The 20365-nt window shown below is 60.6% G+C and carries 21 protein-coding genes; 12 read left to right on the top strand and 9 right to left on the bottom strand.

Annotation, left to right across the window (positions count from 1 at the left end; translation table 11 throughout):
• Positions 1–55 precede the first annotated feature (55 nt).
• The 3 genes from QKW60_RS09065 to QKW60_RS09055 are packed head-to-tail and all read right to left on the bottom strand — an operon-like array spanning position 56 to position 4421.
• Positions 56–3250 (bottom strand): efflux RND transporter permease subunit, encoded by a 3195-nt coding sequence (locus QKW60_RS09065; RefSeq protein ID WP_282368160.1) that lies wholly within the window; start codon positions 3248–3250, stop codon positions 56–58.
• Complete coding sequence (locus tag QKW60_RS09060) at positions 3247–4209, bottom strand: efflux RND transporter periplasmic adaptor subunit (protein WP_282368159.1); 963 nt, start codon at positions 4207–4209, stop codon at positions 3247–3249. The genes QKW60_RS09065 and QKW60_RS09060 overlap by 4 nt, the downstream gene beginning before the upstream one ends.
• An 11-nt stretch (positions 4210–4220) precedes the next feature.
• The gene (locus QKW60_RS09055; protein WP_263738848.1) at positions 4221–4421 is read right to left on the bottom strand and encodes a YgaP family membrane protein; all 201 of its coding nucleotides are present in this window, start codon (positions 4419–4421) and stop codon (positions 4221–4223) included.
• A 286-nt stretch (positions 4422–4707) separates the two neighbouring features.
• Here QKW60_RS09055 and rimO point away from each other — a divergent pair, with 286 nt between their 5' ends.
• Both rimO and QKW60_RS09045 read left to right on the top strand, forming a co-directional pair.
• Positions 4708–6078, top strand: coding sequence for a 30S ribosomal protein S12 methylthiotransferase RimO (rimO, locus tag QKW60_RS09050; RefSeq protein WP_282368669.1), 1371 nt, complete (start codon positions 4708–4710; stop codon positions 6076–6078).
• An 82-nt stretch (positions 6079–6160) separates the two neighbouring features.
• On the top strand, positions 6161–6610 hold the full coding sequence (locus QKW60_RS09045) for a hypothetical protein (RefSeq protein ID WP_282368158.1): 450 nt from the start codon (positions 6161–6163) through the stop codon (positions 6608–6610).
• Positions 6611–6750: 140 nt separating this feature from the next.
• Here the strand turns inward: QKW60_RS09045 and QKW60_RS09040 are convergent, their stop codons facing one another.
• From QKW60_RS09040 to QKW60_RS09025, 4 genes are all read right to left on the bottom strand, one after another.
• Positions 6751–7113: a diacylglycerol kinase gene (locus QKW60_RS09040; RefSeq protein WP_282368157.1), complete on the bottom strand. Its 363-nt coding sequence runs from the start codon at positions 7111–7113 to the stop codon at positions 6751–6753.
• A 122-nt stretch (positions 7114–7235) separates the two neighbouring features.
• Complete coding sequence (locus tag QKW60_RS09035; protein ID WP_282368156.1) at positions 7236–7598, bottom strand: YigZ family protein; 363 nt, start codon at positions 7596–7598, stop codon at positions 7236–7238.
• Positions 7599–7650: 52 nt separating this feature from the next.
• Entirely contained in the window at positions 7651–7935 is a 285-nt protein-coding gene (locus tag QKW60_RS09030; RefSeq protein ID WP_282368155.1) for a DUF6455 family protein, read from the bottom strand.
• A 120-nt stretch (positions 7936–8055) separates the two neighbouring features.
• Positions 8056–8760: a M48 family metallopeptidase gene (locus QKW60_RS09025; RefSeq protein ID WP_282368154.1), complete on the bottom strand. Its 705-nt coding sequence runs from the start codon at positions 8758–8760 to the stop codon at positions 8056–8058.
• A gap of 150 nt (positions 8761–8910) precedes the next feature.
• Between QKW60_RS09025 and QKW60_RS09020 the strand changes: the two genes are divergently transcribed.
• Complete coding sequence (locus QKW60_RS09020) at positions 8911–9147, top strand: hypothetical protein (RefSeq protein WP_282368153.1); 237 nt, start codon at positions 8911–8913, stop codon at positions 9145–9147.
• 3 nt (positions 9148–9150) lie between these two features.
• On the opposite strand, the gene QKW60_RS09015 is transcribed toward QKW60_RS09020, so the two are convergent.
• Both QKW60_RS09015 and QKW60_RS09010 read right to left on the bottom strand, forming a co-directional pair.
• A complete protein-coding gene (locus tag QKW60_RS09015; RefSeq protein ID WP_282368152.1) occupies positions 9151–10584 on the bottom strand; it encodes a UbiA family prenyltransferase in 1434 nt (477 codons plus the stop codon).
• Positions 10585–10594: 10 nt separating this feature from the next.
• The gene (locus tag QKW60_RS09010) at positions 10595–11470 is read right to left on the bottom strand and encodes a lytic transglycosylase domain-containing protein (RefSeq protein ID WP_419762667.1); all 876 of its coding nucleotides are present in this window, start codon (positions 11468–11470) and stop codon (positions 10595–10597) included.
• 342 nt (positions 11471–11812) lie between these two features.
• Here QKW60_RS09010 and QKW60_RS09005 point away from each other — a divergent pair, with 342 nt between their 5' ends.
• The 9 genes from QKW60_RS09005 to QKW60_RS08965 all read left to right on the top strand — a co-directional run bounded on the left by QKW60_RS09005 (position 11813) and on the right by QKW60_RS08965 (position 20360).
• Positions 11813–12004, top strand: coding sequence for a hypothetical protein (locus tag QKW60_RS09005; RefSeq protein ID WP_282368151.1), 192 nt, complete (start codon positions 11813–11815; stop codon positions 12002–12004).
• 387 nt (positions 12005–12391) lie between these two features.
• The gene (locus QKW60_RS09000) at positions 12392–12583 is read left to right on the top strand and encodes a hypothetical protein (protein ID WP_282368151.1); all 192 of its coding nucleotides are present in this window, start codon (positions 12392–12394) and stop codon (positions 12581–12583) included.
• Positions 12584–12816: 233 nt separating this feature from the next.
• Entirely contained in the window at positions 12817–13002 is a 186-nt protein-coding gene (locus QKW60_RS08995; protein ID WP_282368150.1) for a Flp family type IVb pilin, read from the top strand.
• Between the two features lie 241 nt (positions 13003–13243).
• Positions 13244–14116 carry a Flp pilus assembly protein CpaB gene (cpaB, locus tag QKW60_RS08990; RefSeq protein ID WP_282368149.1) on the top strand — a complete coding sequence of 291 codons (873 nt, stop codon included), beginning with the start codon at positions 13244–13246 and terminating at the stop codon, positions 14114–14116.
• Positions 14117–14329: 213 nt separating this feature from the next.
• Positions 14330–15733, top strand: a complete 1404-nt coding sequence (locus QKW60_RS08985; RefSeq protein WP_282368148.1) for a type II and III secretion system protein family protein — start codon at positions 14330–14332, stop codon at positions 15731–15733.
• A 4-nt stretch (positions 15734–15737) separates the two neighbouring features.
• The gene (locus QKW60_RS08980; protein ID WP_282368147.1) at positions 15738–16409 is read left to right on the top strand and encodes an OmpA family protein; all 672 of its coding nucleotides are present in this window, start codon (positions 15738–15740) and stop codon (positions 16407–16409) included.
• 262 nt (positions 16410–16671) lie between these two features.
• Positions 16672–17922 carry a CpaE/TadZ family protein gene (locus QKW60_RS08975; protein ID WP_282368146.1) on the top strand — a complete coding sequence of 417 codons (1251 nt, stop codon included), beginning with the start codon at positions 16672–16674 and terminating at the stop codon, positions 17920–17922.
• Positions 17923–17937: 15 nt separating this feature from the next.
• Complete coding sequence (locus tag QKW60_RS08970) at positions 17938–19386, top strand: TadA family conjugal transfer-associated ATPase (RefSeq protein WP_282368145.1); 1449 nt, start codon at positions 17938–17940, stop codon at positions 19384–19386.
• Between the two features lie 5 nt (positions 19387–19391).
• Positions 19392–20360 (top strand): type II secretion system F family protein, encoded by a 969-nt coding sequence (locus QKW60_RS08965; protein ID WP_282368144.1) that lies wholly within the window; start codon positions 19392–19394, stop codon positions 20358–20360.
• Positions 20361–20365: the final 5 nt, after the last annotated feature.

Here is a 20365-nt window from a genome sequence, read left to right as displayed (position 1 = left end):
TAATACGCCCTCCCGCCCCCGGACTGGGGGCGGAGAGGAATCAATCGCCCGAAGGTCAGGTTCTGAGGACGCGGTAGACCGCCGGAATCACAAGGACGGTCAGCAGCGTCGACGATGCGAGCCCGAAGAGGAGCGAGATGGCGAGGCCCTGAAAGATCGGATCGGTCAGGATCACCGCCGCGCCGATCATCGCCGCAAGCGCGGTCAGAAGGATCGGTTTGAACCGGATCGCGCCGGCCTCGATCAGGATCTCGGTCAGCGGCCTATCGCGGTTCGGGGCGTGGCGGATGAAATCGACAAGAAGGATGGAGTTCCGCACGATGATCCCCGCAAGCGCGATGAAGCCGATCATCGACGTCGCAGAGAACGGCGCACCAAAGGCCCAGTGACCACCGAGGATGCCGATGAAGGTCAGCGGGATCGGCGTCAGGATCACCAGCGGCACCTTGAACGATCCGAACTGCGCGACGACGAGGATGTAGATGCCCAGAAGCGCCACGCCAAAGGCCGCGCCCATGTCGCGGAAGGTGACCCAGGTGACCTCCCACTCCCCGTCCCAGAGAAGCGTTGGTCCGGTTTCGTCCTCGGGCTGTCCATGGAGCGAAATGTCCGGTTTCGGCAATCCGGTCCAGTCCTGCGCATCAAGCGCATCCTGCACGGCGAGCATTCCGTACAAGGGGGCCTCGAAATCGCCCGCCAGTTCGGCTGTCACCATCTCGGCCTCACGGCCGTTGTGGCGGAAGACCGGGAAAGAAGCGGTTTCCTCGGTCACTTCGACAACGTCGCCCAGTTCGACCACGCCGCGAGCGCCCGGAAGCACGTTCGCCGGGATAGGCGTCGTGAGGAACGTCTCGTCAAGCGTGCGCTCACCCTTGGGCCGTTCGACCCGGATCGGGATCGGTTGGCGACCCTCGCCGCGATGGGAATAACCGATGGTCGTGCCGCCGTTCAGGATTGCGATCGTATCAAAGACATCGGATTCCTGGACCTGGAAGAACTCGGCATTGTCGGTCGAGATCGTCGCGCGCAGCCGCCGTGCGGGCTGCCCGTATGAATTGTCTACGTCAACGATGAACGGGACCGAACGGAACGCGTCTTCGACCTTTTCAGCAACCTGCCTGCGTGTTTCGGGGTCCGGTCCATAGATCTCGGCCAGAAGCGTGGCCAGCACCGGTGGGCCCGGCGGTGGCTCAACGGTTTTCAGTGACGTGCCCTCAGGCACCGGCAGCGCCATGATCCGTTCGCGGATTTCCAGCGCGATATCGTGGCTTGTCCGGTCGCGTTCACCCTTGGGCAACAGGTTGATCGCGACCTCGCCCATTTCGGGCATGGACCGCAGGTAGGAATGCCGCACAAGACCGTTGAAGTTGAAGGGCGCCGCTGTTCCGGCATGGGTCTGGACCGACCGCACCTCGGGCAGGTCCAGCACCGCGCGGGCAACTGCCTGCGCCACGGCATCGGTCGCCTCGACCGACGATCCTTCGGGCAGGTCGATGGTGACTTGCAACTCCGACTTGTTGTCGAAGGGCAGAAGCTTGACCGTCACATCCTTGGTATAGAAGAGCGCAAGCGAACCGAAGGTCAGGACAAGCACCGCCCCGATGAACCCCCAGCTGCGCGCCTTCGACGCGAGGATAGGCTTCGCCACCGCCGAATAGGCGCGGCCGAGCGGCCCGCCCTGCCCTTCCTCATGGCCGTGGGTCGCAGCCTTGCCTGCGACCTTCAGCATCAGCCAGGGCGTGACCATGACCGCAACAAAGAAGGAAAAGATCATCGCGGCAGAGGCGTTGGCCGGGATGGGCGACATATAGGGACCCATCAGGCCCGAAACGAAGAGCATCGGAAGAAGCGCGGCGACCACGGTCAGCGTCGCGACGATGGTCGGGTTGCCGACCTCTGCCACGGCGTCGATGGCCGCTGTCCGGCGGTCGCGCCCGTCCTTCATCCCCCAGTGCCGGGCGATGTTCTCGATCACCACGATGGCGTCGTCGACGAGGATACCGATGGAGAAGATCAGCGCGAAAAGCGAGACGCGGTTGAGCGTGTAGCCCATGAGCCAGGAGGCGAAGAGCGTCAGCAGGATCGTGACCGGGATGACGACGGCGACCACGACCGCCTCGCGCCGACCGATGGCAAGCCAGACCAGCGCGATGATCGACACCGTGGCGAGCGCGAGGTGATAGAGCAGTTCGTTCGCCTTCTCATTCGCGCTTTCACCGTAATCGCGGGTGACCTCGACCTCGATATCATGCGGGATCAGCCTGCCGTCCAGAGCATGCGCCCTGTGCAGGATTGCCTCGGCCACGGTAACGGCGTTGGAGCCTGCCCGCTTGGCGACGGCGAGCGTCACGGAGGGACGGAGGACAAGTCCGGATTCGGTCTTGGTGACGGTCGCGACGCGGAGCTCCTCGGCCCCTGAGACAAAGCTGACATCGGCAACGTCGCGGACATAGACCGGACGTCCGTCGCGCGTGGTCATCAGAAGATTGCCGATCTCCTGCGGAGAGGACAGGGTTTCGCCCGCAATGACCTCGATCTGCTGGCCCTGATCGCGGATATTGCCCACGGGGAATGCGCGGTTCGCGCCCTGCACCTTGCCCGCAAGCTGTTGCAGCGTGACGCCGTAAAGCGCCAGCCGTGCCGGATCGGGCGCGATGCGGATGCGTTCAGATGTCTCGCCGACGATATAGGTCAGGCCCACATCCGGGATCTTGGCGATCTCGGTCCGCAGTTCGCGGGCGATGCGGGTCAGGTCATTTGCGCTGATCCGGTCGGCGGCCGCTTCGGTCGGCGAGAGCGTCAGCGACAGGATGGCCACATCGTCGATGCCACGCCCGATGATCTGGGGTTCCGGCACACCGACGGGAATGCGATCCATGTTCGCGCGCACCTTGTCATGGACCCGCAGCACCGCCGCGTCAGACGAGGTGCCGACAAGAAAGCGCGCCGTGACCATGACCTGATCATCGCGGCTTTGCGAATAGACATGCTCGACCCCGTCGATGCCCTTGACGATGGTCTCCAAGGGTTCGGTGATCAGCTTGACCGCATCGGCGGCCTTCAGCCCGTCGGCGCGCACCATGATATCGACCATGGGCACCGAGATCTGCGGCTCTTCCTCGCGCGGCAGCGAGACGAGCGCGACGAGGCCGAAGACAAAGGCGGCAAGCAGGAAAAGCGGCGTCAGCGGCGAACCGATGAAGGCGCGGGTCAGACCACCCGCGATGCCAAGTTTGGTGGCGTCGCTCATGGCGTGACCACTATATCGCCAGCAGCGAGGCCCGAGAGGATCTCGACCATTTCTGCACTGTCGGTCACGACGGTTTCACCGGTGACGACAGCGCGCTCAGCCTCGTGCTCGGCCTCGCTGACGGTCACGAAATCGATGCCCGAGCGGGTCAAAACGGCCGCTACGGGAACAAGCAAGGCCTCGCGCTCGCTGACCGGCAGTTCAACCAAAACGCGGGCATTGACATAGGCCGTAGCGAGACCGGCGACTTCGACATCTGCCGTCACGCGACCGTTGTCGATTTGGGGGTAAAGTTTGGCAATACGGCCTTCGTTTTCACCGCTGTCAGTGGTGATGCGGATCGCATCGCCTTCGGCCAGAGCGGTCGCGTGACGTTCCGGCACAGAAAGACGCAGGAAAAACCCGCCCCCACCAATGGTTGCCACGGGTTCGCCGGGCAGGACCACCGCACCCGGTGTGACAGGAACAGTCAGAACCTTTCCCGCAGCGGGGGCCAAGACACGCCCTTCGGTCGCCTGCTGGACCGAGATGTCGCGCTGTGCCTCGGTTGCGGTGATCTGACCGCGCACCACATCGACCGCCGTGCGCAGTTGATCCAGCCGCTGTACCGTCGCCACGCCGCGTTCCACCAGCGTCTCACCGCGCTTAAGCTCTGTTTCCGCCGTCTCAAGCTGGGCTTTCAAAGCCGAAATCTGGGCATCATAGGCGGCGATCTGAAACTCGATCTTGTCGTCATGGACGACCGCGATCTCCTGCCCCTCGGTCACTGTGTCGCCCTCGCTGACCGAGAGCGATCGGATGGTGCCGCCGATGCGCGCGCGGGCAGGAATCGTCTCCTTCGTCTCGATCCGGCCGTAGACGGCTTTCCATTCGGGAAGCATCACGGGCGAAAGCGTCACCGTCTCGGACAAGGCCGGTCCGGCAACCACAAGGAAAGTGACGAACAAAAGCGCGCGCATCGGAATGCCTTTCAGAATGCTGTGCCGGGCTTGATCCCCAGCTTGCGGAAGATCGAGGCCGCCGGACAGAAACCGGTAAAGGCCGATTGCAGCATGTTCACACCGATAAAGACGGTGAACCAGACAAAGTAGGACGAAACCCAGACGGTCAGCGCCACCGAAAGCAGGACCATGATACCGGCAAAAGCAAGAACAGAGCGATCGAGAGTCATAGTGCACCTCAAATGTTTCTTTCACATTCACATTTATGAATGTATTTTCCGAATTGCAAGATATTCCGGCCCCTGCCTGTCGGAATATTCGCGGCGTGTAATATAAGTTTCGACGATCATAGCCCTTCCCGCTCCGACCCACTCGCTTTGCATATGCTGGCACATCGGACATCCACGCTCTTTGACCAGCATCATGTCACGGCCCTTGAAAATGCCGGGTATGGCCGAGATCGAGATTCACCCGGACCCCATTCACGCGCCTCACGCGTTAGGCTATATGCCGCGGATGAGCCAGAACCCGCCCAACCTCCGCCCCGACCTCGCGCCGAAGCCCGTCTTCGACAGCCCTGCCCGTCCCGGCCAGCCCCGGATCGGCATGGTCTCGCTCGGCTGCCCAAAAGCGCTCGTGGACAGCGAGCGCATCCTGACGCGCCTGCGCGCCGAAGGTTACGCGATCAGCCCCGACTACCGGGGAGCGGATGCGGTCATCGTCAATACCTGCGGCTTTCTCGACAGCGCCAAAGCCGAGAGCCTTGAGGCGATTGGCGAGGCACTGACGGAAAACGGCCGCGTCATCGTCACCGGCTGCCTCGGGGCTGAGCCCGACTATATAACCGGTGCCCACCCTTCGGTTCTGGCCGTAACCGGCCCGCATCAATACGAACAGGTGCTGGATGCGGTGCATGTGGCCGTGCCACCCGCGCCCGATCCCTTCGTGGACCTTCTGCCTGCGGCGGGGGTGAAGCTGACACCCCGCCACTACAGCTATCTGAAGATCTCCGAGGGCTGTAACCACAAATGCCGTTTCTGCATTATCCCTGATATGCGTGGACGGCTCGTCTCGCGTCCCGCCCACGCGGTCATCCGCGAGGCCGAGAAGCTGGTCGAGGCGGGTGTGCGCGAACTCTTGGTGATCAGCCAGGATACCTCAGCCTACGGGCTGGACCTGAAACATGCAGAAAAAAATGGCCACCGCGCGCACATCACCGATCTTGCCCGCGATCTTGGGTCGCTCGGCGCTTGGATCCGGTTGCACTACGTCTATCCCTACCCCCATGTGCGCGACCTCATTCCGCTGATGGCAGAGGGGCTGATCCTGCCCTATCTCGACATCCCGTTCCAACATGCCCATCCCGACACGCTGAAGCGGATGGCGCGGCCTGCGGCGGCGGCGAAGACGCTGGACGAAATCGCCGCGTGGCGCGCCGTCTGCCCGGACATCACGCTGCGGTCAACCTTCATCGTCGGCTATCCCGGCGAGACGGAAGAAGAGTTCCAGACCCTGCTCGACTGGATGGACGAGGCGCAACTCGACCGGGTCGGCTGCTTTCAGTACGAAAACGTGGACGGCGCGCGGTCGAATGCTCTGCCCGATCATGTTCCCGACGAAGTCAAGCAGGACCGCTGGGAACGGTTCATGGAAAAGGCGCAGGCGATTTCCGAGGCGAAGCTCGCGGCCAAGGTCGGCACCCGGATTGAGGTGATCGTCGATACGGTGGGCGATGAGGGCGCGACCTGCCGCACCAAAGCGGACGCGCCGGAAATCGACGGTAATCTTTTTATCGACGAGGATTTCGCGGCCCTCTCCCCCGGAGATATCCTGACCATCGAGGTCGAGGAGGCCAGTGAATACGACCTGTGGGGACGGCGGCTCTAACACACAATAATGTCTAAAAATGGTGACGGAGCCTGACCACGACCGCTTCGGTTGCAGACTGCCGCGAAATCCTCACGATTCCGTGATCAAGAATCAGATCGGCCGGAGTATCGTTCGCCTGCGCGGCATAAGACCGTGGCATTCAATGGGGAACGAAATGCAAATTTCTCGCAGTTTTCTGGTGATCGGGTCACTGTATCTTTTGCTCGGTATTCTCATCGGTATGTATATGGGCGGTTCGGGCGATCATTCGCTGGCACCGCTGCATGCCCATATCAACCTGCTCGGCTTCGCGCTGATGACCGTCTTCGGGATCATATACAGGATAATCCCGGCCATGGCGGGCACGACGCTCGCCAAGGCTCATTTCTGGCTGCACCAGATCGGCGCCTTGATTCTTCTAGTGATGCTGTGGCTGCTCTTCTCCGGCAAGATTACTGAGGCGGCAATGGCGCCTCTGGCGCCCATAGCAGAGTTGATGGTCCTGCTCGGCACCGGCACTTTTGCCTTCAATTTGTGGAAAAGCACCTGACAACGGAAAACCCGCCGCCGGGGAGCACGGCGACGGGTTTCTCGCATCACGTCGGATGTCTCGCGTGCTGCGGGCCACCCACCCAAGCACCGTAGACCAAGACTATCACGACATCCAAGGGCCGCCGATACCGGTATCCCCTACCCCAAAAGGATAATCAGCCACGCGAACCCGCCCGCAAGTGCGGTCAGCGCCACCGCCGCCGAACCGCAATCCTTGGCCTTGCCCGCATGGGGATTGCGTTCGGGTGAGGCCAGATCGACGATCTCCTCAATCGCGGTATTGAAGAGTTCGGCCGCAAGAATGATTAGCCCAAGCGCGACGATCAGCGCCCGTTCGCCCGCAGTCAGGTCCAGCCAGAAGGCAAGTCCGGCCGAAAGGACATTCACAACAACCCACTGGCGTAAAGATTTCTCGGTCGCCCAGGCCGATGCGAAACCCTGCCATGACCAAGTGGCGGTGTTCACAAAGCGCCGCAACTCCGCAGCAATGTCCAAAGCCATCGCCTCCTCCCGTCTGTTCGCAGGCGAGACTACCGGTGGCGCACCAGCATCGCCAGCTTTGCGGGTGCTGCGTCGCTGGACTGAGTTGTTGGGATTGACGGAAATGCCACAGGCCGGGCCGATCAGCTCCTTTCGGCCAGATAGGCCCGGACCGCGGCAGTCACATGGCGGAAGCGGTCGCCTCCCAGCTTTACGCCACCATACCAGCGGGTGACGACGACGATGTGGTTGGTCAGCCCTTCGCGCTCCAGCATCCGCAGGATGACAGCACCCGCGCCCGCTTCGCCGTCATCGTTCTTCAGCGGCTCCGGCTGGCCATCCGTCTCGAACAGCACGGCCCAGCTGTTATGCGTCGCCTTCGCGAATTTCTTGATCGTCGTCAGATCGCGGATGAAGGCATCCGCCGCAGCGCGATCTGCGACCGGCCCACCGGACACGGCATAACGCGAGCCCCGATCCGAAATGATGTTTTCAATAATCCGCATGGCGCCTCCGGCCCCGATGTATCGGGGAAACCTGCGCCGGGAAAGGGCGGTTTCAGACCAAACCGCGCAGGCCTTCGAGGATCGCCCGGTTGGCGCACCAGTCAGGCGCACAATCGGCCAGCCGGTCATGGCCCGGTTCACGGCGGACCGCTGGCCCCTCGTGGCAATCGCGGCAGAAGGCGAGAATTTCGCGGAAATCTTCAGCGGTCAGCATGCCCGATTGAATCGCCCGACCGATATCGACGCCGTGGCGGCGGGTTTCGGCATCGGTCAGGAAATAGGGCATATCCGGTCGAACCCCCGTGCGATGGGTCTTGAATCTGACAACCTCGCTCATAGCGGCGTTCCTCTCGCAGCGATGCTCCTGCCAGCAAGATCGCCACGCAACGGGGTTAAATGCCTTGATCCAGATCAAGCCGTTCGACGTAGCCTTGCCCCCGCCAATACGACAAAGGGTTCAGCGAAGCGTCGCCAGTGTCCGGCGCACCGTATCGATCCGGCTGGCATTGGGCGGATGGGTTCCGAGGAACCGGTTGCCCGGATCGGGAATGCGCGTGAAGAAAGCGGCCCCGCGTTCCGGGTCGTATCCGGCCTGCCAGGCCAGGATCGTCCCCAACGCATCCGCCTCCAGTTCGTAATCCTTGGCATAACGCCGCGCACCAAGCGTGCCGCCGATCTGCTGCGCTTCCCTGATAGCCGTATCGCCACCACCGGTGAGCGCCGTCAGCCCGCCAAGGATCAGCGCCCCTGTCATCGCCTCCTGCTGCTGCCTTGGCAGATGATCTGCAATGTGATGCGCGGCCTCGTGGCCCATGACAAAGGCCAGTTCGTCGGTATTGCGGGCATCCGCGATCAGGGCCAGCGTGAAGGCGACGATCGGGCGGCCGGAGCGATCCACAGTCTGAAAGGCGTTCGGCGGCTGGCCGGGCCGGTCATCAACGACGATCTGGAAATCGCAATTCGCGCGGGCCTGCCGCGCGCGGCATTCCCGCTCGATCACCGGTTCCATACGGGTCACGACTGAAACGAAATTGTGTGCCGCGACCTCGGGTCCGAGCGCCGGTCCTGACGTTACTGGCGGCGGGCCCGATACCGGTGCGACCGGCCCCTGTTCCACACATGCCGCGAGTGCAAGGAATACGATGACAAGTGACTTCTTCATGTGCCTCTCCGGGCCCTTTGACTGCGTCGATCCGCCTGCCTCAGGATAACGCTCCACCGTACCCGACGGAAGGGGCACCCAACCACCTCTCCGGGTCGTGATAGCTTGGGGGCCATTGAGCCTGCCTGCGCCCCGCGCTAGTGTGATCCCATGTTCACCATCGAGCACGATTTCGACGCTACCGTCATTACCCTCGTCGATGAGGGCAGCACGCATCTGGAAGAGGATGTGACCATTCAGGGCTTTGCCGAATGCGTCACGATCGAGCAATACGATGCGCGCAGGGACGAGGTTTGCAAGATCGTGATGTCGATGGCGCAGGTGCGCGAACTGGCCGCCGCGCTCAACCTGCCGGAAGGCGTCTATCGGCTGAAGCCGAAGGGCTGAGGCTCAGCCGCCGAACCACTGAGACCAGAGGCCGGCCGCCCAGAACATCAGCGACAGCGTGATCATTAAAAGGCCGATGCCGAACTTGTCGCGCATCGCGAAGACGATCGGGTCGTAATCCTGTTTGCCGAGCCAGCCGAGCAGAACCATGCGGATCAGCCAGACTGCCATCGGGATCATCGCAACCCAGAGAAGCCATGTGGTCGGGTAAAGCTCCTGCCCCTGTTCGCTGACCGAATAGAGGAAGAAGATCAGGAGCGCCCCGAAGATACCGAGCCCCGCGACATTGAGAAGATCGCTCCGGTCCTTGCGGCCATAGCCGCGTCCGGGCAGCGGATCATCATTGGTGGCAAGCGTAAGTTCGGTCAGCCGCTTCACGCAGCCGAGCGTAATGAAGATCGGGAAGATGAAGATCAGCATATAGACGGAGACATCGACCTCGCCCGCCGCCGCGCCGGCAACGACCCTGATCGTATAGAGCGCCGCAAGAGTTGCCACATCGACCCAGCGCATTCGTTTAAGCTTCAGCGAATAGGCCAGCGACGTGATCATATAAAGGACAACAACCCCGAAGAATGCCCAGTTCAGCGACACGGCAACACCGAGCGCCAGAACGGCAAGCAGGCCGAACGTGGCCATGCCGACCACGATGGGCACATCACCACTGGCAAACGGGCGGCGGCATTTCGTCGGATGCAGGCGGTCTGCTTCCAGATCGAGCAGATCGTTGACGATATATATAGAGGAGGCTGCGGCGGAAAACGCGACGATACCCCAGAGAATCGGCACCAGGGTTTCCAGATCGAAGCGGTGCGCCGCGATCATCGCGAGAACCAGAAGCACGTTCTTGACCCATTGATGGGGCCGCAGAGCTTTGAAAAGTGCCCGCCAGCACCATCCGCCCGGCATCTCGACGACGTTGTGCCCTCGCGCCGTAAGTTCACGGGCCGATGCGACACCTCCGACGACGAGGGCATTTTCCGACTGTTCCCAGACCGGCAGATCGACCGCCGAATCTCCGGCATAGTCGAATCCCCTTGCGCCATAGGCCGCCACCAAAGTCTCGGCCTTCTTCTTCCCCTTCAGGTTGATTTTACCATCGGATGCAAAAATCTGGTCCGACAGGCCATAATCGGCCGCGAGTTGTTCGACGAGGCGCTTGTCGGAGGCCGAGGCCAGAACAACTTCGCGACCCGCCATGCGCGACTGCAAAGCCAGATCGGCGATCTCGGGATTGACCGGCAGAAGATCGGTGCGAATGGGTGCGATCGCGACAAGTTCGGATTTCAGCCGCGCCGGATCGCGGAAATACAAGGCCGCGGCCCGTAGCGTGGCGACCGGATCACGCCCCAACCCCGCCCAGAAGGTTTCGAAGAGCATGTCTGTCCTCAGGAACGTCCCATCGACATCGAGGACGAGCGGCTTAACTTCCGTCATCTGGGGAAACTCATCCTTTCACGGCGAATACACAACCGTCGGTCACCAGTTCCGGCGGCGTCACGCAAAGCCCCCGCGCCACGGTCCAGGCGGCCAGCACTTTTGGGACATAGGCCCGCGTTTCGGCATAGGGCGGCACGCCGCCATTCGATTTCACGGCATTCTCGCCCGCGTTATAGGCCGCCAGCACCATAAGGGGATCTCGGTTGAACTCTTTCATCAGCCAGTCGAGGTAGGCGACGCCCCCTTTGATATTCTGCACCGGATCGGAACTGTCTGACACGCCGAACCGATCCGCCGTGGCCGGAATAAGCTGCATGAGGCCGACCGCGCCCGCCGACGACACGGCATTGGACCGGCCCGCGCTTTCTATGCCTATGACAGCCAGGACCAGCGCTGGCGAGACATCAGTTCCGATCGTCGCCTTCAATATCTCGGTGCCGTGGACGGTCGCGATATCCTGCAGATGTTGCAAACGCGGAGAAGGAACAGCCGTGCCGCCCGGCCCCTGTACTAGCGCCGCAACGGCCTTGGGGAACCGCCCGTCCGCATCCGCCAAGGCAGGTGACACGGTTTCCCAGTACCAGTCATACTTGGATGGCGATGCTGGCGCCGACGGGCGAAGCCCCGGAGCAGCTCCTCCATGCGGGATCGGTTTTTCCGCAGGCGGCAGCGGCCCGGCGGCAAGCCGACGTGCCTGTTCCGCTGGGTCGATCTGAACGGTGATGCGCTTTCCCGCGCTCGCCTTCGGTGCACCGATACGCTTGAAGGTAAAGTCAGGATAGCCCGCTGGCGGTTCCTCCGCCGCAGCCATTCCTGCCGCGAGCACCACCGCTACGCACCACGGCAGCACCCTCGAAACGATGCCCTGCATCATGCTGCTCATCTGCCTGACCACTCTTTTTGCGCGCCCTTTTTCTCAGAATCCGCGTCCGAGAGCCAGTCTTTAGAGGTCACGCTCCGGTGTTTCAGAATCGAATCGTCCTTTAGGCAACAACAATAGGGTCGGCGGGCACGGGTTTGATCACGCAGAAACCCAGAAAAACACCGGAAAACGCCTCCAAACGCAAAAACGTTAAGGCAACTATAAAATGTACGAAGGCTGCCCAACTCCTGCCACGTTTGAACAGCCAGATATGCCCATCCCGCGTTGGTCTGGGACTGGCAAAAGAGCCACAACAACAGACTGGCCGCGGATGTGAAACGGGCGAAAATTACGGAGAGAAAAATGAAACTGTTCAAGCTTAAGAAGTTCCATAACGAAGAAGACGGCGCTGTGACCGTTGACTGGGTCGTGCTGACCGCTGCTGTCGTCGGCCTCGGCGTTGCCGCGCTCGCCGCCGTCAAGAAGGGCACCGGCAAACTCACCGGCGAAATCAACAGCTACCTTTCCAAGCAGACGATCTCGACCACGTTCTAAGACCTGGCCGAATAGTCACGTAGAAGCCGCGCCCATGAGGCGCGGCTTTTTCGTTGACCCAAACGTACCGCACCGGGCCTTAGTAACAGCGAAGCTGGGTGATACGTATTTCCTGCAACAGTACGGGTCCTGCTCGAGGGCGTGATTTCAACCTGAACGGTCTTCGCAACTCCCGCTCCGATTGATCCGAAATCAGAAACATTCCCGATCGGCTGTTTACGAAGTCAGTCATAAAAGCACGGAAATGTACTGTCGTCGCCCTAGTTGGGTCACGATTCGCAGGCAAAAAACCCTTACGCCGCGACGGTGTCGGGAACTGGCAATGGCCCTCCGACTTACAACACGGTTCGCGGATGAACCTGAAGAGCGAACCAAACGGAGAGAAAAATGAAACTGTTCAAGCTTAAGAAGTTCCATAACGAAGAAGACGGCGCTGTGACCGTTGACTGGGTCGTGCTGACCGCTGCTGTCGTCGGCCTCGGCGTTGCCGCGCTCGCCGCCGTCAAGAAGGGCACCGGCAAACTCACCGGCGAAATCAACAGCTACCTTTCCAAGCAGACGATCTCGACCACGTTCTAAGACCTGGCCGAATAGTCACGTAGAAGCCGCGCCCATGAGGCGCGGCTTTTTCGTTTACGAATCGGAAACGCGTCGTTTCCAATCGGAACGTCCATCGCGCGAAAATGAACGACATGTGCCGCAATCGTGCCATCTTGCGGGCGTTAGCTGGCTATCAGGGAAGACAAAAAGTCATGGGCTTTTACGCACCGGCGGAATTGGCCCGGTAAAGAACGGAGCGAATGATGAAAGTCATGAGGTTATTTTCACGGTTCCGCGCAGAAGAATCCGGCGCCGTAACCGTAGACTGGGTTGTTTTGACCGCAGCTGTCTGCGCATTGGTTGGCATTGCGATGGCCGGTCTTCGCGGCAACATGACCAGTATCGGTCAGCAGGTCGAAGACCATCTTTCGGCCGCGACGATCACCACCACGTTCTGAATTGCGGATCACTGATCGCGCTGCCTGCTGAACGGCTGCGTTACGGCGTCCCTCCGGGGCGCCGAACGGCATTCGGAGCACGGTATCGGCTGAATGTTTCTCAAACCGGCAAGATTCCACTACCCGGGCTCGCTTTGACCACCATTTCGCCGTATTCCATTCCGATATTCCGCGATAAGGAGGCGGCAAACCCGTTGGCTGCGCCATGGGGACTGTTGCCTAATCTACGAAAGGACGCGCCATGCGGTTGGTATTTGGTTTGGTTTTGGTCGTCGGCATCGCGCTGGCGAGTTTCGCCGTTTACATGGCCCAGGGCTTCATCGAACAGACACAGGCCGAACGTGACCGACTTGCGGCGGAACAGGCGCGTGCGACCCCGCTGGTAAATGTCGTCGTGGCCAAGAGGCCGATGAAATATGGTGACCGGTTCACCCGCGACGACCTTGAAATCATCAGGTGGCAGGCCGACAAGGTTCCGGCGGGGGCGTTCAACACCGTTGTTGCTCCTCAGAGTGGTGACAAGTCGATCCTGCCGGTCTTTTGGGAAGGTGAAACCCGGCCGCGTGCTGCCCTGCGCAGCTACGAACCGTTTGAACCGATCCTTGGCGCAAAGATTACCGAACCGGGCATCGATGCGGGCATCAACGCGAACCTCTCCGCCGGCATGCGTGCCTTCACCATCAATGTGGACGTGACCTCGGGCGTGTCGGGCTTTTTGCGGCCAGGTGATCGCGTGGATGTCTATTGGAGCGGTACGATCGGCGGTCAAGACGTGACCAAACTAATCGACGAAGCGGTGCGGCTTATTGCCATAAACCAGAGTGCCGATGCCGATCGCAGCGAAGAGACTATGATCGCCGAAACTGTGACCATCGAAGCGACACCGCAGCAGGTTGCGGCCTTCGCTCTGGCGCAGCGAACGGGCCGTCTCACGCTCTCGCTGGTTGGAACCGGCGACAGTGCTGAGGTGGGCGTGGTCGAGATCAACCGCAACGCGCTTCTCGGTATTGTCGAGGCCGCGCCGGAAGAAGTCGTAGAGGAAAAGAAGCCCTGCACCATTCGCACCAATAAGGGTGGAGAAGTGGTCGAGGTGGAAATCCCCTGCACGAACTGACCCGTTCCACCTTCCAGCATCATCCGCGCCGACCACTTCATATGGTGGTCGGCGCAATCTTTTGTCGCAACCACTTCCTAGTGTTGCTCATGGTCCACATAAAGAGACCTGCGCAAACAGTTGATTATTGCAATAAAACGCCACGTCACGCATTCTGGCGGCAATTGGGTACAAATAACCCTTCCTAGAGGCGTGATCGGAAAGGCAGGTCACATGTATATAAGAACAGTAGTATCGGCAGGGATGTTGGGCGCTTCGCTCACCATGACCGCCATTCCAGCCGCCAATGCGGAAACCCTTAAGATTGTTACGGGTTCCGTGTCGAGCGCGCTTTCAGTACCGATGAACCGCGCTGTCGTTGTTGAAGCGGACGAACCATTTGCAGAACTTTCGATCGCCAACCCGGGCATTGCGGATATCTCCACTCTGTCTGACAAATCGATCTATATTCTCGGCAAGGCGCCGGGTCGCACGACGCTGACCCTGCTTGCACCGGATGGCCGTCTCATCACCAATGTGGACGTTCAGGTCTCGCTCGACGTGGCGGAATTCAAGGAACGCCTCCAGCAGATCCTGCCGGGCGAGCAGATCGAGGTCCGCACCGCAAATGACGGCATCGTTCTGTCAGGTACGGTTTCATCGACGATGAAACTCGACCGCGCACTTGATCTGGCTCAGCGTTACGCGCCTGATCGGGTTTCCAACCTGATGATGGTCGGAGGCGTTCAGCAGGTCATGCTGAAGGTCCGCATTGCTGAAATGAGCCGCTCGGTTTCCAAGGCACTCAATGGCGGTCTCACTGCCGGCGGTTCGACCTCGGATCTGAATGCGTCCACCGGTCTCGGCAGTGGTTTCCTTGTGCCGGGCGGGGGCGGAGCGACCGATCTCGCCTTGTCGGCGACAGCAATCGGTCAGGCCACGGTCGGTTTCACCTTGGGCAGTTTCGAGTTTGATGTGTTGCTTGAGGCCCTTGAATCGAAGGGTCTTGTCAGAACGTTGTCTGAACCCAACCTGACGACGCTCTCAGGTCAGGAAGCATACTTCCTCGCTGGTGGCGAAGTGCCTATTCCAGTGTCATCTGAAGACAATCAGGTCACTGTCGAATATAAACCTTTCGGCGTGGAGTTGGCGTTCACCCCACGGGTTGTCGACGGCGACGTGATTAACCTGATGATCAACACGGCCGTATCAGCCATCGACACCACTCAGACGTTCGACTTGGGCGATATCAACCTGCCTACATTCAGCCGGCGCGAAGCGGAAACAACCGTCGAGATGCGCGATGGTGAAAGCTTTGCCATCGCTGGCTTGCTGCAGGACGATTTCAGGGACCTGAACAGTCAGGTGCCTTGGCTGGGTGACCTGCCTGTCCTCGGGGCACTGTTCCGCAGCGCGGACTACAAACGCAACCAGTCGGAACTTGTGATCATCGTCACACCCCATCTGGTAAGCCCGACCCGCGGCGAAGCTCTGGCATTGCCTACGGATCGTGTCAGACCGCCTTCAGAAGCCGAGCTGTTCCTCTTTGGCAAAACGGCCTCCAGCAGCGGAAAAGGCGCTGTTGGCGAGGTCGCCAAGCAGGACTATTCCGGTTCCTACGGCTACGTGATGGAGTAAGACGATGCAAAAGCACATAAGCCTTCTCCTTCTCTCGGTCGGCCTTGCAGGATTGGCGGGCTGTTCGAAGGAAACCAATATCGCCCGCGCCTTCTATTCCGAGGCAGGTTCCGAAATCGAAACGGGTGATTTCGGCAATTCGACGATGAACAACACGCTCGTTCAGTCCGGTGAACGGTCCTATGTCATGGACTTGACCCGTCGATTTGCTTCGGACGTGCCGAACACCGTCAACTTTGCCTTCGACAGCGCAAGGCTGGATGGCGAGGCACAGGCAGCCCTGATGCAGCAGGCAAACTGGATCCGGCAATTCCCGGAAATCCGGTTCCGTGTCTACGGACATACCGACCTTGTCGGCAGCAATGCTTACAACAAGTCCTTGGGCCTGCGGCGCGCAAACGCGGTTGTCGCGTTCCTCTCCAGCCAGGGCATCAGCCGCTCGCGGCTTGAGGCGGTCGCCTCGTTTGGCGAAACGCAGCCTCTGGTCTACGTCCAGACCGAAGAACGCCGTAACCGCCGCACCGTTACAGAAGTATCGGGATTTGTTGAGAAAAACCCGGCATTGCTGAACGGTAAATACGCGGCGGTGATTTGGCGCGAATATGTCACGAGCGCACAGCCGCCGCACACCCAGGCAGATGTGTCTGGTTCATCAGGTGCCGCAACCGGCGGTTAAGTACCTCAGAATTGTTTCCAACTTTGGGCGGTCTTTGGCAACAAAGGCCGCCCAATTCTTTTGATCGTCTCCATTGAACGCATAATTACGATCTTTTAGCCCAAATCTTGCCACCATTATCGGGGAGTTTCTGAACCTGAAAGTAATGGCCCGGCATGAGAGTCGGGCGGGGTGGACCATGTTGGGGCTTGCGCGATTCGGACGGAAGCCGGCGCTGAAAACGCACCAACCCCCGTCCCCCTGTTGAAAAGGACGGATGTGAATGAGCAGCGTAGCAGCCCTGCAGCCAGAGCCGGCACCGATCACCGCGTGCACAATCTCGCGCGACGTCAGCAACTTCGATCTTCTTATCGAAGACATGGAAGCAGAGCTTGGTGAAAGCTGGGGCGACCTGACCTTCGACGACGCGATCGTGTTCCTCGGGCAGCCGGATTCAAAGGCGCTCGAGTTCGTTGCCATTGCGGTCGACGCCCAGGACGAAAGCGATCTCGCCCGGATCTCCGGCATCATCACCACCGCCAAGACCAAGGGCGTCAAGGTCATCCTGATCGCCGATGAGGTCAGCCCCATCGCGCTGCATCAGCTCCTGAAGCTCGGCGCCGATGATTTCGTTCCCTACCCCCTTCCGGAAAACGCGCTGCACGAAGCCATCGAGCGGCTCAACCGGGCCCCCGCTCCCGATCCGGTGATCGAGGCCGGGCAAGCCTCGCCAAAATTCAAGCCCAAGGGTGATCGCGACGGCGTCATTCTCCCGATCCACGGGCTGGCCGGTGGTACGGGCGCTACGACGATGGCGGTCAACCTCGCCTGGGAACTTGCCAACGTCCAGAAGGAAAACGGCCCGCGCGTCTGCCTTCTCGACTTCGACTTTCAGACCGGCTCGGTCTCGACCTATCTTGACCTGCCACGTCGCGAGGCCGTCTACGAGATGCTCTCGGACACCGCATCGATCGACAATGTCAGCTTCCTTCAGTCCCTTCTGACGTTCAATGACAAGCTGCACATCATGACCGCGCCGTCGGAAATGCTGCCGCTCGACATCGTCACGTCCGAGGACATCAACCGCGTACTCGACGTCGCCCGCGCGAATTTCGACTTCGTCGTCGTCGATATGCCGCGCACGGTCGTCCAATGGACCGAAGCGGTACTTGGCCAGTCGCATGTCTATTTCGCGATGATGGAGCTCGACATGCGCTCGGCCCAGAACACACTCAGGATGATCCGTGCACTGAAGGCAGAAGAGCTGCCCTATGAAAAGCTGCGCTATGTTCTGAACCGGGCTCCGAAATTCACCGATCTGTCCGGCAAGGGCCGTGTCAAACGACTGGCCGAAAGCCTCGACATCACGATCGAATTGCAATTGCCCGACGGCTCCAAGCAGGTCACCGAATCCAACGACCACGGCCTGCCGCTCGCCGAAACCGCGGCGAAGAACCCGCTGCGCAAGGAAATCGCCAAGCTGGCGCAGTCGATCTACCAGCTCAACAAGGCCGCCGAGGCCGGAAGCGCCTAAAAACGGGAGCGCGCCATGTTTTCTCGCTACAAGAAGCCCAACCAACCCGGTGCAGCCCCGGCCGCAGCCGCCACGCAGACCGCTGCCCCGGCAGCAGCACAGAGCGCCAACGCAGGGCGCCCTGTGGTCGCGCGCCGCGCCGGGCCCGATACGCCAGCGGTATCGGCCGCCGCCGACAAGGAGAAGAAGCGCAAGGAGCGCATGGGCGAGTTGAAGGTCGAACTGCACAAGAGCCTGCTCGACAACCTCAACCTCGGAGCGCTTGAACACGCGTCAGAATCCGAACTGCGGCAGGAGATTATCGCGATCTCCACCGAAGCTCTGGAATCGATGAGCGTCGTCCTGAACAAGGACGAGCGCACAAGTCTTTTTCAGGAACTCTATCACGAGGTCATGGGCCTCGGTCCGCTGGAACCGCTGCTGCAAGACGACTCGGTCAACGACATTCTCGTCAACGGGCCGCAGCAGATCTTCATCGAACGGGACGGCAAGCTTGAACTGAGCCACATCACGTTCAAAGACGAACGCCACCTTCTTCGAATCATTGACAAAATCGTGTCGGCCGTCGGTCGCCGTGTCGATGAATCGAACCCCTATTGCGACGCTCGCCTTGCCGATGGGTCGCGTTTCAACTGTATGGTTCCGCCGATCGCGGTAGATGGCTCGCTCGTCTCCATCCGTAAGTTCAAGAAGGACAAGCTCGCCATCGACGACCTTGTCCGCTTTGGCGCTTTCACCGAAGAAATGGCCGCCTATCTACAGGCTGCAGTCGCCACGCGTCTCAACGTTATCGTTTCGGGCGGTACCGGTTCGGGTAAGACGACCACCCTCAACGCGCTGTCGTCCTTCATCGACAACGCCGAGCGCATCCTGACGATCGAGGACACGGCGGAACTTCAGCTTCAGCAGGTCCATGTCGGCCGAATGGAAAGCCGCCCCGCCAACGTCGAAGGCAAGGGCGCTGTCACCCAGCGCGACTGTCTGAGGAACGCGCTGCGGATGCGTCCTGACCGCATCATCGTTGGTGAAACCCGCGGCGAGGAAGTCATCGACATGCTGCAGGCCATGAACACCGGTCATGACGGGTCGATGACCACGATCCACGCGAACTCTGCCCGCGACGGTATCAGCCGTCTGGAAAACATGGTCGCCATGGCCGGCATTGAAATGCCGATCAAGGCCGTGCGCTCGCAGATCGCCTCGGCCGTGAACCTTATCGTGCAGGCCTCGCGCCTTCAGGACGGGTCGCGCCGCATGACCTCGATCACCGAAATCACCGGGATGGAGGGCGACGTCATCTCGATGCAGGAAATCTTCCGCTACGAACGGCTGGGTCTGGCCGCCGATGGCAAGATTGTCGGCCGCTTCACCGCGACCGGTGTGCGTTCCGCCTATTCGGATCGCTTCCGGGCCTGGGGTTACGACCTGCCGGCCACCATCTATGAACCTGTCGCGGCGGAGTAACGAACATGATCATCAGCCCGACACCCATTATCTATGGACTTGTCTTCCTTGCGGTCCTGATGCTCGTGAACGGCATCTATCTGGTCGTCTTCGGCAAATCGATTTCGCTCAATTCCCGTGTCAACCGGCGGCTGGAACTGCTGGAAAAAGGCGGGCAGCGCGAACAGGTGCTCGAGCAACTCCGCAAGGAGGCGAGCCAGCATCTGAAAGCCAAGGGCATCCCGCTCTACTCACTGCTTGCGACCAAGGCCCAGAAAGCCAACATCGCCTTCTCGCCCCGTGCGATCATCGCCTTGATGATGCTCATGTCGGTCGTGGCCTTCATTGGTCTCATGATCGGGACCTCGGCCTCGACACCGGTGCGTATCGCAGTGGCCCTCGCAATGGGTATCGGCGGGGTCTATTTCTGGATCCATCGCCGCGCCAAGAAGCGGATGGACATGGTCGAGGAACAACTCCCCGATGCAGTCGAGCTGATGGTGCGTTCACTGCGCGTCGGCCACCCGTTTTCCTCGGCGATCCAGATCGTTTCCAAGGAAGTACCTGATCCGCTGGGTACCGAGTTCGGCTTGATCGCGGACGAAAGCGCCTACGGCCGTGAGGTTTCGGACTCGCTGAAGGAACTCGCGGAGCGCATGGACATGCAGGACTTGCGCTTCCTCGCCGTGGCCGTGACGATCCAGCAGCAGTCGGGCGGTAACCTGGCAGAGATCCTCGACGGCCTTGCAAAGGTCATTCGCGCCCGCTTCCGACTGTTCCGCCGCGTCCGCGCCATCACCGCCGAGGCGAAATGGTCCGGCGTATTCCTGTCCGCCTTCCCATTGGTGGTTCTCGCCGTCATTCAGATCCTGAAGCCGGACTATTTTGACACCGTGAAGGACACTGCGGCATTCGTACCGGCGGCGCTCATCGTCTTCGTGTTTCTCGGGATCAACATCATCTTCATGAAGATGATGGTGAACATCAAGGTCTGAGGGGG

Source organism: Albidovulum aestuarii (assembly GCF_029961185.1).
Classification (GTDB): domain Bacteria; phylum Pseudomonadota; class Alphaproteobacteria; order Rhodobacterales; family Rhodobacteraceae; genus Albidovulum; species Albidovulum aestuarii.
Note: the sequence above shows the minus strand (reverse complement) of the source record. Positions and strands in the feature narration are given on the sequence as shown.